Source organism: Paenibacillus sp. FSL H7-0735, from assembly GCF_038008505.1.
GTDB classification, from domain to species: Bacteria; Bacillota; Bacilli; order Paenibacillales; family Paenibacillaceae; genus Paenibacillus_AQ; species Paenibacillus_AQ odorifer.
On sequence record NZ_JBBOZH010000001.1, the window covers coordinates 5,209,314 to 5,225,145 of the forward strand.

Here is a 15,832-nt window from a genome sequence, read left to right on the forward strand (position 1 = left end):
GATTTTCAAGGTATAATTAATTTAAAATTTACTGAAAAACTGAGGGAATAAAGGGGATGTCGATTATGCTAAAAGAACATTACAATGTTATCGAAGCCCACGGAAATACAAACTGTTTCTCCGAACAGAATTTCAACAGACTTCTAGTTACAATGAAAGAGCGCATAGTTCCAGAGGGTTCACATCTATTCTGGGAAGGCGACTACTCGGATAAATTGTTTTATATCAAACGTGGACGTGTGAAATTAACTAAATCTACTGATGAAGGTAAAGAACTCATTCTTTATATGTATCAAGCTGGCGATATGGTAGGTCAAGCAGATCCATTCTTCAGCACTAAGCATAGCTTTACAGCCGAAGTGATTGAAGAAAGTGAAGTTGGCGTCATCGAACAAAAGGATCTAGAAATTCTCATCTGCCAACATTGTGACTTTGCTATCGACTTTATGAAATGGATGGGTATTCATCACCGTCTCACCCAAACTAAATTCCGTGATCTAATGATGTACGGCAAACCTGGTGCACTATGCTCCACGCTCATTCGTCTTGGCAATACCTATGGTGAGAAGAGCAGCGATGGTGAGAATATCCTTATCAACAAAAAAATTACGCATACAGATTTGTCCAACATGATCGGTGCCACTCGTGAAAGTGTTAACCGGATGCTGAGCGACCTGCGTAAAAAAGATGCTGTTGAGTATGAGAACGGTATGATTGTCATCAAGGACCTTGGCATGCTGCAAGAAATTTGCCACTGCGAACTGTGTCCGAACGAAATCTGCCGGATCTAATTCCGTTATAATATACCCTCTATTCACCTCAATGAAACATACATGACCCAATTATTCTGCATAATATAAAATAGAGTGGTCCAAGGCGCCTAACGTAGGTGTCTTTTTTTTATATTCAACAAAAAAAGAGCTGAACCCAAGATCGGTTCAGCTCTAATACAGTTAATTAAAAATGGATTTAACGGTTATTGCGAGTACCACGCACTGGTGAGATCAGCCAATAGGCCATGCCGACAAATACGCCCCCACCAATGATATTCCCCAAAGTTACAGGGATCATATTATGCAGCCATCCAGCTATCGTAATGGTTTCCGGATGATTCGGAAGCAACACAGCAACACTAAGCAGAGTCATATTAGCCACACTATGCTCATATCCGCTTGCGATAAAGGCGAACAGACACCACCAGATTAAAATTAGCTTAGCAGATTCACTTTTAGCACGTGAGGACATCCATAGAGCTAAACAGACCAGCCAGTTACATAGGATTCCACGAAAAAACAGCTCAGAGAACGGGAGACTCATTTTTTTAGCAGCGGCTGTAAAGATCAAATGCTCTGGCGGCGCAGCACTGAATAACCCAGTCCCACGAATTAAAAGCGCTAAAATCACTGCACCCACCACATTCCCGATGAATACAAGGATCCAGTTCTTAACGGTATCCCAGATACTGGTTCTGCCTGCCAGTGTACTTACAGTAAAAAACATATTATTTCCGGTAAACAGCTCGGAGCCTGCAAATACTACAAGCGTCAAGGCGATGCCGAAGGATGTACCCATAATAAGCGGTTGGAAAGGAGATTTAGCAGCTGCTAGCGGTGCTCCTAGAGAGAAAATAAGGATAATCCCAATGCCTACATATGCACCTGCCAAAAGGGCTGCTAGAAAATATCTTGGTAAGCTTTCATTCATTTTGTCCCGCTTACTGACTGCCGTTTCTACGATGCTCTCCACACTTTGCGTAAACATAACACTCCACCCCACCGTTTTCTATTAAATCTATTACTACCAGCTTCGGTGTCTACACGCTTACTGTAACTTTCTCTCCGTCCAGAGTGACTGGATAAGTCACAACACTACCTTGGTCAGGTGCCTGCACCTCGCCCGTGCGCAGATCGATTTTCCAATCGTACAGCGGATCGTACAGATAGTGACCTGACACGATCCCTTCCGCAAGCGGGCCACCCTTAGGATGAGGACTACGATTCTCTACTGCATAGATGGCTCCGTCAGAGGCACGAAATACAGCCAGTTCAACATCTCCAGCTATCACTACACGGCCAATCTGCAGCAGGAAATCCTGTACTGAGCCTATTGCATACGTTTGTGTGGTCTTATTCATTGGTCTCTCCCCTTCTGTGTGCGTTATATCCGCTAGACTCTTGTTTCTTCAAAAAGCGCAGTACGAGTGCTACTGTCATTGAGCATTTTTTTCCAAGGATCCGTCACCTGAGTCAGAGCAAAGTCAATCCGTGCGGCCAGCTCTTTGCGGTTATCTTCATTATTCAAAATGACCATTTGAATCTGCTCAAGTCCCATACGCTCAACCCACTCGGAGGTTCTCTCCAAATAATTACCGGTCTCACGATAATATTGCATCACAGCGGAGCACACTTCGATCAACTCTTCATCGGTCTTAATTTTGCAGAAGGAATCAGCAATCCGTGGTTTGATCCCACCGTTACCACCGATAAATACTTCCCAACCGCCGTCATTACCGACGATGCCAATATCCTTCGTGCAGGATTCCGCACAGTTACGTGGGCAGCCGTTGACAGCTATTTTAAACTTGGCAGGAAAATCAAGACGTTCATACTTACGTTCTATGAGCGCGCCCATTCCCAGCGAATCCTGTGTGCCAAAACGGCAGAACTGTGAGCCCACACAAGTCTTAACCGTACGTAGCGATTTGGCATAACCATAACCTGATGGCATATCGAGCTCTTCCCATACCTTCGGCAGATCCTCTTTTTTCACCCCGATTAGATCCAGGCGTTGCCCACCAGTCACCTTCACAACTTTTACATCATATTTAAGGGAGACATCAGCGATTTTCTTCAAATCCTCTGGTGTCGTTACCCCGCCGTACATGCGTGGAATAACGGTATAGGTTCCGTCTTTCTGAATATTGGCTCCCATACGTTCATTAACAAAACGTGATTCCTTCTCATCTTGATGTGTATCCGGATTTAGCATCCCCAGATAATAGTTAATCGCCGGACGGCATTTAGAGCAGCCTTCCTCTTGTTTCCAACCCAGTACATGCATAACCTCTTTAGTAGTACTAAGACCTTTAGCTGTAATCTCAGCAACAATCTCATCCCGGCTAAGCGTTGTACAGCTACAGATACCTTGCTTGGCAGACTGCTCAAAACTATCACCCAGGACAAATTGTAAAATTTGTTCTACAACCGGTTTACAACCTCCGCAAGAACGCGTCGCTCCTGTACATGCTTTGATCTCGTCCACAGTAGTAAAACCATTTTCTATGACCGCATCCACAATCGCTTTTTTAGTAACCCCATTACAGCCACAAACGATTTCTTCGTCCGCCATAGCTTCTACAGATGTGCTCTTTTTGGCTCCGCTTCCGCAGCAGCCCGTACCCATGACCTCTGTATAAATCTCATCAGTCATTACAGCACCTTGTTTTACTAACTTTTGCAGGTTAGCCGATTCCGTCACATCCCCGAACAGGACTGCACCAACAATGACATTGTCTTTGAGCAGAATTTTCTTATAGGTTCGCTTCCATTCATCTTTGCTTGAGATTACAGTGTGCTCAGGGGAATCCATAAACTCACCTGCAGAAAATACATCCACACCGGAAATTTTTAATTTGGTGGAGACAACAGAACCTTCATATGGATTTGTATCGCTTCCGCAGAGATGTTTAGCTAGAACCATACCCTGCTCGAAGAGCGGCGCTACTAATCCGTAACAAACTCCGCGATGTTCGGCACATTCGCCAATGGAATATACATTCTGCATAGAGGTCTGCAAATAATCGTCCACTACAATTCCACGATTAACAGCAATTCCGCTTTCTTTTGCCACAGTTATATTCGGTTTGATGCCTACAGCCATAACTACAAAATCAGCTGCAAGTGTAGTGCCATCACTAAATTGTAAACCACTTACTCTCTGTTCCCCTGTCAATTCTACTGTTTGTTTGCCCATGGCAAATTTCACGCCTTGACGCTCTAGCTCAGCTTGCAACATAGAGGAGGCATTACGATCAAGCTGGCGCTCCATTAGATCTTCCATCAGATGCACTACAGTAACGTCCATGCCAAGGTTCACAAGACCCTTTGCCGCTTCCAATCCAAGTAAGCCCCCGCCGATTACCGCCGCTTTGTTGTATTGTTTAGCCGCAGCTAGCATCGCATCACAATCTGCAATATCCCGGAAACCCACTACTCCTTCCTTATCACAACCAGGTACAGGTAAAATAAATGAATTCGAACCCGTTGCAATAATCACTTTATCGTAAGAAACAGCCATACCGTTATCCGCAATTACTTGCTTGGAATGCTCGTCAATTCGCGTAACTGTTGTTCCTGTATGCAAGGTAATGTTGTTATCTTCATACCAGTTCCAGTCGTTTAGGATGATATCATTGATGGTTTTGCTGCCTTCGAGAACATAGGACAACATGATCCGATTATAATTGGGGTGAGGTTCGCTTCCAAAGACCGTAATGTCATAAGCTCCACCTAGCTTCAATATTTGCTCTAGCGTACCTATGCCTGCCATACCGTTGCCGACTAATACTAATTTTTCTCTCTTCGCTGCCATAGTTAGGTGCCTCCTCAGTCTTATCCGTTCTTGTTGAACTTTGCTTCAACTTATCTTCTACATAATGAAATTATACATTTCAAAATTTAAGAGAGATTGTGATTACAGTCACATTAAATGTGAATGTTTTCACATAAAAAATAAGACAACTTTGTTAGGTTCTAAATTCTAATAAAAAAAGCCAGATCACAGGTTCTGAATAACCGTAGATCTGGCATTTATGTACTTTTTTTAACGTATAGCCAATAAAATCTCCAATTCATCCTGCACTCTAAGCTTCATGTCCATTCCATTCTCAAGCAGCTGCTTCCCATTCACCTTCATCTTCCAAACTTCATTGCTAAAAGGAGTATAATCACCAATGGATAACACCTTTTTGTTGTCTTCGGTCAACTGCACCACACTGCTGTTCTTCAACAAACCTCTCACTGTTAAATCTTCAGTAAATCCCATAACATATGAATGATTCAAATTCACTTGCTCACTTCCGCCATTCACGGTCAACAACACAATTTGAAGGGGTTCCTCTTGTTCCTTAGACATCGCCGTAATTACTAATTTTGATTCATGCCCGACGGTTCGACCCCAATCCTCAGCTCCAATGGTCTCCCCATCCATTTGCAGCTCCCAATTCATTCCTGGACTGAGTGAAATATTATTTACCGTTAGAATGCTTGTGTTATCCTCAGAAAAGGTGGCCTTCCCACTACCTTTCAGTAGGTCAAAGATCGTTATCCCTTTTCTGTAGCTCTCGCTAAGCTGCTTGTCCAAAGGGTTGGTCAGCAAGTCATTTCCCGCAACGATAAGCGAAAGCGTAGGCCCGTCTGATCCTGCTAAGCCATTATTCCCTTCATTATTAACGTCAGCAAGAGTCGAACATCCACCTATTATGAATACGATGACTAATCCTAGTAACAACCTCCACATATATTTCGTGGGCATAGTGACACCGCCTTGTCCCGCCTAATGACCACACAGCGTCTCAGGCTTGTAGTAAGTTATGCATACTGTCTATTTAAGAATAACGTAAATAAGCTTTGTTCTCAAATATAAAAAAAGTCCCCTAAGGGACTCTTTGAAAACTCATTTTTTCTACTGGAATCTAGGGAACAATATATTATTCTCCAGATGAACATGTTCAAAAGTCATGCTCTCCAGCTCCTCTAGCCGGGCATAAGTCAAACGATAGGTTGTACAAGCATGAGCCGGTGGGGTGAAATCATCTGTTATTTTGCGTATTTGTCTCAATATATCGCCTGCTGTGTCATGTTCACTCTCAAGTTCAAATAATGCCTCGCGAAGTGTGGTCAGCCCTTCTTCACTTGGATTGGCATCATACGCTAATAATTTCGGAAACTCATCTTCCTCTTCTTTAGCTGTATGCTGTAGCAGATCTTCCTTGAGTGCATTAAACAAACTATATAACTCTTCTAAATGAGGTGAATCTCCGCCATGAACCCGGTATACCTTAGTTACATTTTGGCTAATCAGGGGCAGTTCTTCCCGCAGGTAATGGTGATGTTTACTCACAATATGCTCGATTAACTCTGCAGAAGGTGCTGTGTTCCATGCGAGTTCTTCTTGTGGTACCGGATATTCCTCGAACAGCTTGTTGAGATCACTAATGATCATCTCTTGATCTAGTCCACGCTCTACAGCTGCTTCAGCAAGAGGTTTGGCGCCTCCACAGCAGAAATCAATCCGTTTAGACTTGAAATAATCCGCAGCTTTTGGGAATTGCAGCACAATATCTTTTACAAGGGCATCTGGAGTAAATCCAGGTTGCACCGATTGCTTATGCTGTAAATCTGAAATTCTATCATTAGGTTGTTTAGTTTCCATAATAGTTCCTCCTCGGGATATGTGATCAGGTTCTGAAAAAATCTTTTCTACCTGTTCACCTTAACCCTGAAAGGAGTTTTGACTTGTGATTGTACTCACGAAAATTGTATCTCTTTGTTGAACGAAAAAGGTCAATCATGGAGATATATCCCCACAATCGACCTGTCTTTTGTTTACCACACGGGCATCAGTAATGTTATTTGTCTTACATTTATCTATTCGGTCACACCAAATCTGTATCTTTTATTGAACATAAGCCTGCATATACGTTCGCTTACCCTTTGCGTCCTTTAAATAAGGTCCTAAACCAGCAAAGCGGGAGTGATCCATATAAACACCGGTCATCCATCTGCCTTCTGTCAGGCCACCATTCCATTTGAGGACAAGGTCAGGGGCGGATATCCATTCCTGATAAATCTGTATATTCTGATCTTTGTACTCTTTACAAGGCTTAGACTGCTCCAGTAGACGTAGATCGTTAAGATAAGTTGGCACGAAATAAGAGGATATCGTATGCAAATCATCTTCATCAAAAAAGGGCTCATCCCCTAAAAAGGGTTTGAATAATACGGTATTCTCGTACATGGACCAAATTAAGGCTTGTAGCACCATGCTCTGGCGAATGCCATTATGAAACTTATATTGTCGTTGATTACCTGCCATATTCACTTCTTGAAGAGGTTCCGTCGACTCCAGGCAATGCCGTTCACAACCGATACATTTCCAGCCAGAAGGACTTTGAATCCATTTTTGAAAAATAGTTCCGCTATCATTGTTGCCTTTGTAGAGTGAAGAGATAATGCTGTAAGGCACACCAATCCACGCATCCCATAAGGAATCTGGAAGATGGCTATGCAGCATGAACAACGTCTTGTCATAGATGAGCTGTACTTTGATCGAAGCGTTCTCCAGCTCAGCAACATCCTTTTTTCCATACGTTATTTCCCGGGAAAACAGGGTGGTCTTCATCTCCCTCGCCTCCTAATAGTTTTGCTATGCCTGTACTCCAGCTGAGTAGATTTAAGCAAAAACCAATATTGCAAGCGTTTCCATTCAAGGAACATACAACGTTTTTTCTATTATATTACAGATTTTTTCGATCTGTGCAAGGTTTTTATTTAAAAATTGAAAAGCCCTCCTCCGTTCTTCAGGAAAAAGGGCCACAACACGACTTTGATTTCTACTCTACCCAGCTCTCAGCCCAAGACTGAATCTGCTGCATAACAGGCTCCAGCGCACGGCCTTTGTCTGTTAGTTCATATTCAATACGTACAGGTGTTTCCGGGTATACATGTCTAACCAGAATACCCTCACCTTCCAAATCCTTCATCCGCTCGGACAGCATCTTATCGCTCATTGAAGGAATGAGGCCGGAAATATCTTTAAACCGCTTCGGTCCACTCATCAATGTCTGAATAATAAGTCCATTCCAACGTTTGCCTAAGAAAGAGAAGGCTGTCTCAAATCTGGGACACATCGAAATTTGATGTTCTTCCATTGTTCTCACCTCTCACTAGCGAAACTTACTATTAGTTAGTATATATAATATTAACACATTTCATCCCTGATGAACATCGTTTACTAAAAAAAGTTCATCTGACATTATCATTATATCCTCGTTGTCAATCCCCTGTATGTGCTTTAGATTCCCTTTGAGCAATCGCTTCTGTCACGATTTGCGCCAAGTCATCATTTCCGAATAAGGAGAGTACGCCGAGAACTGTGTCATCGGAAATATCCCCTGCTTCCTCCGCAGAAACCGTTAGGGCAAGCGCTTTTCGCAAGGCTTCATTCCCTTCTTGCTGTGGATAAGCCTGCAAATATAAACTGTGCGGGTCGAGTCCTTGATTCACGCACCACTGGGCGAATACAAGGATCATCATCTCTTCCTCCCGCTTATAGCTTTCGATGATTTGTTCCTCCACTAATTTACGGTTGTCTTCCATATTTTACTCCTTTCTTAGAGACCTCATTCAGCAAGCTGAGCTGCCAATCTATGACTAGGCAGAACTGCTGAAGCAGCAATACTGCATAACTCTGGTGTATTTATATTGTTCAGGAAATGATCTACCACTCCACCGAAACCTCTTCTATCCAGCACCGTATCCCAGCTTCCAAAGCTCTGGGTCCGTGGCAAAGCATTTTTTTCATATAGGATGGCTTGGTCCAGATCTGCCACTTCCACCGAACGGCCATTACCGTGCAGCTCCAGCTTCTCCAAATCAACACCAGCCTCACGAACCATGCTATACATCCCCACTGAGCCTTGCTCCCAACCCAGCATTCCAGATGCCTGGACAAGTCGCCCCTCTCCATTGGATTGAAGATTACTGCGAAGCAGCTCATACTGATCTCCACATAACCATAACAGCAGATCAAGCATATGAATCAAGTCGTCATGTACAGTCTCACGGCTGCTGCCTAACTGCAGCTTCGTGCGATGTTTAATCGCGTGACAATGGCTAATGCCTCCAGCTTCCTCGAGCCAACTCTTGGCGGTGACATACATTGGGGCAAAACGCCGATTAAAGCCCACTCCTAGCAGCAGCCCTTTATTTTCTGCCAGCTCTGCCATCCTTCTGGATTCTTCCAGATCATAGGACAGCGGCTTATCTACATACACCGAAATCCCCTGTTCGAGACATTTTGTTACTATATCATAATGGGTCGTCGTTGGGCTATGCACAAATACTGCATCCAGATCCCAAGACAACAGCTCGTCTAAATTTGTCATACCTTTAGGAAAGCGATAGGCATTAACAGCTTGCTCTACTGTTGTGGATGAGTGACTGAGAACCCCCACTACCTCAACTTGTCCATGCTGAGAGAGCAGTGGCAAATATACTTTGCGGGCGATATTGCCAATCCCGATGATGGCGACTCTTTTGCGTACAGAAACGATCACTGATCTAACTCCCCTCTTTATAATTCAAGAATTTATCTCTCTCTTTGTTCTCTATAAATGCTATTATACCTGCTTGGCGTTCGCCGACAATGATCTTCACTTCAATATTTACTTTTTATCCCGTATGATGAGATGAATGAGTGGAAGAAAGGGTATATTAGCTATGAGAAAATGGTTCTCGATTATTCTTTATGTTTCGGGCACAATCCTTGCGTTTATCTACAGATATGACATCCTTAGCTGGATGAAAGAGGATCATAATCTTTTCGGCTCTATAGGGATCGCAACTTTACTGGCTCTCTTTCCAGTTGTACCGTACAAAGCGGTCATCGGATTTTTTGGTTATGCATACGGAAGTTTGGCTGGTGCTTTAATTTGCTGGGTAGCTACAACCCTTGCTGCCGCATTCCTTTTCGGCGTAGTGAAGTTCTTATTTCAAGATCAAGCGAGAGCTTATCTGACTTCTATTCCCCTACTTGAAAAATTCACAAAAGGCATAGAACGGCGGCCCTTTGCTTCTATTGTCTTAGCACGTCTCTTGCCGATTATCCCGCAGACAGCAGTTAACATCTATGCCGGAGCAGCCGGGCTGCCCTTCTGGAGTTATCTAGCTGCCTCAGCTATTGGAAAAATCCCAGGCATCGCCTTGTATGCCTTCCTTGGGGATCAACTGTTCCAGAACCCTGGAAATGCGATTATAGCCATCGTTGTTTATGCCATTGTGCTTATTATAGCCGGACTAAGCTTTCGTTACAGTTCACAGGAAGTAAAAAAACACTAGGTAACAGAGAGCTTATTTGGCGGAAGCTGGCAGGCTGTGGTTATTTGCTTTATAATTAGATTGTGATCTATTTAATTGCATTACATGAATGGAGGGATATTAATGAGTGAACATCAGACTAACCATATAAATTCCAAGGCGGAAAAAGCAACCTTTGCAGGTGGATGCTTCTGGTGCATGGTCTCGCCGTTCGAGGAATTGCCAGGCATTATTAGTGTCGTCTCCGGCTATACTGGCGGGCATACAGTGAATCCTACCTATGAAGAGGTATGCTCCGAAACCACAGGACATGTTGAAGCGGTACAAATTACGTTCAACCCAGAAATTTTCCCTTATAGCAAGCTGCTTGAGTTATTCTGGCAGCAAATTGACCCAACCGATGCGGGTGGACAATTCCATGATCGCGGCACCTCTTACGGAACGGCTATCTTCACCCATTCTGAAGAGCAAAAGCAACAAGCAGAGGCTTCCAAGGCAGCTTTGCAAGAAAGCGGACGATTCGCTAGCCCGATTATTACCCCGATCCTCCCGGCAGCAACCTTCTATCCTGCCGAAGAATATCATCAGGGCTACCATCGTAAGAACCCGGGCCACTACAAACGTTACCGTAAGGGTTCCGGCCGAGAGGATTTTATCGAAACCCACTGGACACATAAAGAAGATAAACTAAGCTTGAAAGAACGTCTGACGCCACTTCAATATGAAGTCACTCAGAATAGCGCTACAGAGTCACCTTTCCGAAATGATTTTTGGGATCACCACGGAGAAGGCATTTATGTAGATATCGTATCTGGTGAAGCATTATTCAGTTCGCAGGATAAATACGATTCCGGTTGTGGCTGGCCCAGCTTTACACGTCCGATTCGCGATTACGCCGTGAAGGAAAAGACGGACCTCAGCCATTTGATGGTTCGCACAGAAGTGCGCAGCAAAGTAGCAGATTCCCATCTAGGTCATGTCTTCGACGATGGTCCAGGGGAAAACGGCCTGCGCTACTGCATTAATTCAGCGGCACTGCGATTTATACCGAAAGAGGATCTGGAGAAAGAGGGCTATGGCGAGTATCGTGTACTCTTCCAGCCTGCCTAATCTTCGATAACGTGCGAAACTGTACTGTCTTATAGAAAAGCCTCCAATTCACGGGATACCATGAATTGGAGGCTTTTTAATTCATAGGAGCTTATTCTTTATTCTCGTCCTCGTTCGCTTTCTTATCCTTTATTGAGGTTGTCACCTTTGGCTCTGCTGGTGCAGGGAGTACCTCCTTGTTCAGCTCCCGATTTTCCTGCCGTATCCGCTGGGTCTGCTGCTCCCGTCGTACGCGGATATTTTTGCGGGCAAACCAAACGATGGCTAAAATAATGCCCGCACCGATTAGAATCGGCAATGCGCCTGCAAGAATTACAAAAATCCACTGAAACATAACAGATAGTGCGTTCAGGCTTCCTTTTAAAGCATCTGATGCGCGTTCCAGCAATGGACCTTGCTCTGCCTTTTCCTTCACAGCTAAGCTCTCATCCGTCTGGTACACTCTAAGCTCTACCGTTGAAAAGGATACGTTCTGATCTATATATCGCATTCTGCCTTTGATCTGCTCAATCGTTTCTTGAATCGAACCAAGCTCGTTTGCAAAGGCGACCAGATCACTTGATTTCGTTGCTTTTTTCATAAACTCAGTATATTGAGCTTCCATTAACTGCTTTGCCTTCAGACGCGACTCTAGATCAACATACTCCTCCGAGACATCCTGACCTTGAATGCTGCGCTGTAGCGATTCGTGTTTTACTTTTTCCAAATTATTCAGAAAAGGAGAGAATCCGGAGGCTGGCACCTTAAGGATAAACGTCCCCCCTTGCTCATATTGCGACATGTTCTCGTTAAACTCTATAATATATCCTTTAGCCATCGTTACCATGTTTCGAATTTCAGTCTGAGCTTTACCGTAGTCTTCTACTTCCATAGTCAGATTGGCATGATAGATAAGCTTCTTGTTCAATCCTTCCACGACATCACTGCCCGTGAATCCCGCGTTTGCTTGATCCGTGTTCTCTGATGTCAAACCTTTTTCAACTGGGGCTTCGTTGCCTCCCGCTGCTGTCTCAGCCTCTGCTGAGGTATTCTTATCCGCTAATGTAGCTTTTGAAGATTGCTCAGTTGTTGCTGCAGCAGAATTACTCGTATTTCCGCCGTCACTAGCTAATTTGTCAGCTGCCGAATTGTTATCACCCGAGCCACAACCTGCCAATACCACCGCAAGAATTAATAAACATAAGTAATGCAGACCCCATTTGCGCATTCTCATTCCTCCAAAAATGTAGTGGTAATCCCTAGCATTGTAACGTTACGGAATGTCATGTTCTATACAGATCTCTTCCGTCTCTCATTTCTTTGACGCCCCAAAACTTGGAAGGTTGCACTGGAATATGGAATTTCGGTAAATTTCTTTTGGTTTTTCATGTTGAAATACACAAAAAGCCGCATTTCTGCGGCTCTTATTGGACATATTTTTTATGTGGGAGGGGTCCTGAAAGTTAAAGAACTCATTTGCTTACAAACTCATTATTTGGTACAATTACCACGTCTAACCTAGTAAAAAAATCCAAATACCCTCTATTCATAATGAATGAGGGCGTGACACGGCTTTGCTGAGACAAGCTCCACCTTGCTGAACAGAGCCGTTCTTTGAATGATACTGTCAATTACTAAAAGGGGAGGTGAACCCTCATGGCAAAAGACGTAGTTTGTGAAGTTAACTCCTGCACCCACTGGGCAGAAGAGAACAAATGCAGCGCTGAATCGATCTTCGTAGCTTTCCACAGCTCTCAAGAACCAAAACGCGCAGAAGAAACAGATTGCAAAACTTTCGAAAGTAAATAAGTAAATGCCTAAAGGGACCCTCCACGGTTCCTTCTTTTTCTTTTTCATTCTAACAAGATTGAGAATTATTATCAAGTAGCTGATTACAAAAAAATAATTGAACTAAAAAGCCAGGGTAAATTACCCTGGCTCTAATTTATTTAAGTCTATTTAGAAGCAATAACCCCTGTCTTTTCCCTCGCAATAGCAGCAGCTCTTACCATGTTACGTAGTGCATCCTCTGTCTCCTGCCAGCCACGCGTTTTCAGACCGCAATCCGGATTAATCCAGAACTGTTCAGGGTCAAGCACCCGCAGCGCACGATCGATATTCGCAGTCATTTCTTCGACAGCTGGAACCCGCGGGCTATGGATGTCGTACACTCCAAGACCGATTCCTTTATCATAGGCCTGCTCCTCAAAGCTGATAATCAGCTCACCATGGCTACGTGAAGTCTCAATGGAGATTACATCAGCATCCATAGCCGATATTGAATCGATCATGTCATTAAATTCGCTATAGCACATATGCGTATGAATTTGTGTCGTAGCCTTCACATGGTTCGTGGCAACACGGAACGACTTCACTGCCCAGTTCAGGTAATGCTCACGGTCTTCTGCCTTTAGCGGAAGTCCTTCACGAATAGCCGGCTCATCCACTTGAATCATTTCGATGCCTGCATCTTCCAACGCTTTTACTTCATGGCGAAGGGCAAGAGCAATTTGATTGGCTACCTCTTCCCGGCTGAGATCATCACGTACAAATGACCAATTGAGGATAGTAACAGGGCCCGTCAACATTCCTTTAACCGGAAGCTTCGTCAACGATTGTGCATAGACGCTTTCTTTAACAGTCATAGGCTGTATAAATGCAATATCCGCGTAGATCACCGGCGGCTTAACGCAACGGGAACCGTAGGATTGAACCCAGCCATTACTAGTAAACAAGTATCCATCCAGCTTTTCTCCGAAAAACTCCACCATATCTGTACGCTCGAACTCGCCGTGGACCAGAACATCCAGACCTAGCTTTTCTTGGAAGGTAATTGCATCCGCGATCTGCTCACGAACAAATCCATCATAACGCTCCTGATTCCAGACCCCTTTACGCCATTTCAATCTCGCCTGGCGCACTTCGACTGTCTGCGGAAAGCTACCAATTGTAGTGGTTGGCAGAAGTGGAAGCTGCCATTTCTCTTGCTGCACCTTTAAGCGCTCAGCAAAAGGCAGACTGCGTTGGTCTGGTAGAGCTGCAAGTGCAAGCACTTGCTCCGCCACATCCTTACGGCCACGCTCAGGTAGTGCGCGGAACGCTGCAATTGCTTCACGACTAGCGGCCAGCGCTGCTTGAGAAGCTTCTCCTTTATCTGCGACGGCTGCTCCGAGCAGACTAAGCTCTTTAAGCTTCTCATCGGCAAAGGCTAACGCATTCTTAACTGTCGCCTTCAGCTTCACTTCACCTTGAACGGTGACTGGGACATGCAGCAGACTGCAAGAAGGCTGAAGAATAAGACGATCAAGCGGTACATGAACGCTGAGCTTTTCTACCAGTTGCAGCTTAGCGTCTAAATCGGAACGCCAAATGTTCCGTCCATCAATAATTCCGGCACCCAGCCATTTGTCCTTCGGCCAGCCAAGACGTTCGATGGAAGCCAGATTCGTTCCACCATCGTGCACAAAGTCAAGACCCAAGCCTTGAACAGGCAGCTCTAGCAGTGCCTCCAGCGGCTCAGCAGCTTCAAAATACGTCTGTAAAATAATATTCAAGCCCGGCACGGAGCCGGCAATGTCTGTGTATATCGAGTTAAGCAGTGTTAATTCTTCTTTACTTATGCCTGTAACAATCGCTGGCTCATCGATTTGTACCCAGCTTACCCCTTCTTGCTTCAGTTCCTGTAGCAGTTGAACATAGACTGGAACAAAACGTGCAGCAATCTTGGCGATATCTGCCGCTGCGTAACCTTTGGACAGCTTAAGGAAGGTATACAGACCTAAAAGTACCGGTTTACCTTCAATCCCTGCCTGCGATTTAGCAAAACGATAAGCCGCTAGAGGTTTGTTTTCAGTCAGGCGTGGTGTTTGTGTGCCGATCTCTGGAACGATATAGTGATAGTTCGTATTGAACCATTTGGTCATCTCGCAGGCAGTAGCCTCAGCATTACCACGGGCCATTGCAAAATAAAGATCAAGCCCGATGTCGCCGCCATCATACGCATACCGTGGAGGTACGATTCCAAACATAACAGCCGCATCCAACACATGATCATAAAATGTAAAATCATTTACCGGAATAAGCTCAATTCCTGCTTCTTGCTGGGTCTTCAAATGCTGCAGCTGGATTGCTGCCATTTCGGAGCGGAATTGCTCCTCATTTATTTTCCCCTGCCAGAATGCCTCCAGTGCCTTTTTCCATTCGCGGTTCTTTCCGATTCTCGGATATCCAAGATTGCTTACTTTTACCTTATTCGTCATTTCGATACACTCCCTCTTCAATCTCTTATTTCAAACTCCAAAACTACTTGCTTTCCTATAAAAAAGAGCGCCCTTCCCTAAAAAAGTCAAAGGGAAAGACGCCCATGATATACCCATGGTTAACGTCTAACACCTCCCTATCTTCCGTAGGTGAAGCAGTGCTGTTGAAACAGGCAGGTCTCCTGGCTAGCGGCGTCAACATCTTGAGCAGTCTTCCCAGCAGTAGTAAATTGCCAGTGACCTCTGTTGCTCGAGATTCTTCCGTTACAGTGGCGGGACCGCATCGGCTTCGAACCGAATTTCCCTATTAAGCCTACCGAATTACTATTTTCCGGTCAGCACCTGTCTCCGATATCATTCATCATTTGAGTGTCTTAATCTGATGTC

The 15,832-nt window shown here is 44.4% G+C and carries 15 protein-coding genes and 1 riboswitch; of the genes, 4 read left to right on the forward strand and 11 right to left on the reverse strand.

All coding sequences use genetic code 11. The features are described from left to right. The first annotated feature begins 65 nt into the window (after positions 1-65). Positions 66-791 carry a Crp/Fnr family transcriptional regulator gene (locus NSS82_RS23740; protein ID WP_036682945.1) on the forward strand — a complete coding sequence of 242 codons (726 nt, stop codon included), beginning with the start codon at positions 66-68 and terminating at the stop codon, positions 789-791. Positions 792-969: 178 nt separating this feature from the next. On the opposite strand, the gene NSS82_RS23745 is transcribed toward NSS82_RS23740, so the two are convergent. The 9 genes from NSS82_RS23745 to NSS82_RS23785 form a co-directional block, all read right to left on the reverse strand. Further along, complete coding sequence (locus NSS82_RS23745; protein ID WP_036682946.1) at positions 970-1,761, reverse strand: formate/nitrite transporter family protein; 792 nt, start codon at positions 1,759-1,761, stop codon at positions 970-972. 52 nt (positions 1,762-1,813) lie between these two features. Beyond that, entirely contained in the window at positions 1,814-2,134 is a 321-nt protein-coding gene (gene nirD / locus NSS82_RS23750; RefSeq protein ID WP_076104367.1) for a nitrite reductase small subunit NirD, read from the reverse strand. 32 nt (positions 2,135-2,166) lie between these two features. Beyond that, the gene (gene nirB, locus NSS82_RS23755) at positions 2,167-4,590 is read right to left on the reverse strand and encodes a nitrite reductase large subunit NirB (RefSeq protein ID WP_036682952.1); all 2,424 of its coding nucleotides are present in this window, start codon (positions 4,588-4,590) and stop codon (positions 2,167-2,169) included. Positions 4,591-4,821: 231 nt separating this feature from the next. Then, a complete protein-coding gene (locus NSS82_RS23760; protein ID WP_076273022.1) occupies positions 4,822-5,532 on the reverse strand; it encodes a hypothetical protein in 711 nt (236 codons plus the stop codon). 150 nt (positions 5,533-5,682) lie between these two features. Beyond that, positions 5,683-6,378 (reverse strand): iron-sulfur cluster repair di-iron protein, encoded by a 696-nt coding sequence (gene ric / locus NSS82_RS23765; RefSeq protein ID WP_076273050.1) that lies wholly within the window; start codon positions 6,376-6,378, stop codon positions 5,683-5,685. A gap of 297 nt (positions 6,379-6,675) precedes the next feature. Beyond that, complete coding sequence (locus NSS82_RS23770) at positions 6,676-7,401, reverse strand: hypothetical protein (RefSeq protein ID WP_076098623.1); 726 nt, start codon at positions 7,399-7,401, stop codon at positions 6,676-6,678. A 211-nt stretch (positions 7,402-7,612) separates the two neighbouring features. Next, the gene (locus NSS82_RS23775) at positions 7,613-7,930 is read right to left on the reverse strand and encodes a winged helix-turn-helix transcriptional regulator (RefSeq protein ID WP_036682958.1); all 318 of its coding nucleotides are present in this window, start codon (positions 7,928-7,930) and stop codon (positions 7,613-7,615) included. Positions 7,931-8,054: 124 nt separating this feature from the next. Further along, positions 8,055-8,378 carry a hypothetical protein gene (locus NSS82_RS23780; RefSeq protein WP_036682960.1) on the reverse strand — a complete coding sequence of 108 codons (324 nt, stop codon included), beginning with the start codon at positions 8,376-8,378 and terminating at the stop codon, positions 8,055-8,057. Between the two features lie 23 nt (positions 8,379-8,401). Next, positions 8,402-9,337 carry a Gfo/Idh/MocA family protein gene (locus tag NSS82_RS23785; protein WP_076273023.1) on the reverse strand — a complete coding sequence of 312 codons (936 nt, stop codon included), beginning with the start codon at positions 9,335-9,337 and terminating at the stop codon, positions 8,402-8,404. A gap of 163 nt (positions 9,338-9,500) precedes the next feature. On the opposite strand from NSS82_RS23785, the gene NSS82_RS23790 reads away from it, so the two are divergent. Further along, positions 9,501-10,118 (forward strand): TVP38/TMEM64 family protein, encoded by a 618-nt coding sequence (locus NSS82_RS23790; protein ID WP_036682965.1) that lies wholly within the window; start codon positions 9,501-9,503, stop codon positions 10,116-10,118. Positions 10,119-10,220: 102 nt separating this feature from the next. Then, the gene (gene msrA, locus NSS82_RS23795) at positions 10,221-11,207 is read left to right on the forward strand and encodes a peptide-methionine (S)-S-oxide reductase MsrA (protein ID WP_076273024.1); all 987 of its coding nucleotides are present in this window, start codon (positions 10,221-10,223) and stop codon (positions 11,205-11,207) included. A gap of 91 nt (positions 11,208-11,298) precedes the next feature. Here msrA and NSS82_RS23800 read toward each other — a convergent pair whose 3' ends face one another. Further along, entirely contained in the window at positions 11,299-12,414 is a 1,116-nt protein-coding gene (locus NSS82_RS23800) for a DUF4349 domain-containing protein (RefSeq protein ID WP_051491265.1), read from the reverse strand. Between the two features lie 428 nt (positions 12,415-12,842). Between NSS82_RS23800 and NSS82_RS23805 the strand changes: the two genes are divergently transcribed. Beyond that, a complete protein-coding gene (locus NSS82_RS23805; protein WP_076098619.1) occupies positions 12,843-12,995 on the forward strand; it encodes a DUF1540 domain-containing protein in 153 nt (50 codons plus the stop codon). Positions 12,996-13,141: 146 nt separating this feature from the next. Here the strand turns inward: NSS82_RS23805 and metE are convergent, their stop codons facing one another. Continuing rightward, a complete protein-coding gene (gene metE, locus NSS82_RS23810; RefSeq protein ID WP_076104363.1) occupies positions 13,142-15,445 on the reverse strand; it encodes a 5-methyltetrahydropteroyltriglutamate--homocysteine S-methyltransferase in 2,304 nt (767 codons plus the stop codon). Between the two features lie 155 nt (positions 15,446-15,600). Continuing rightward, a riboswitch (cobalamin riboswitch) is annotated at positions 15,601-15,806 on the reverse strand. Between the last annotated feature and the right edge of the window lie 26 nt (positions 15,807-15,832).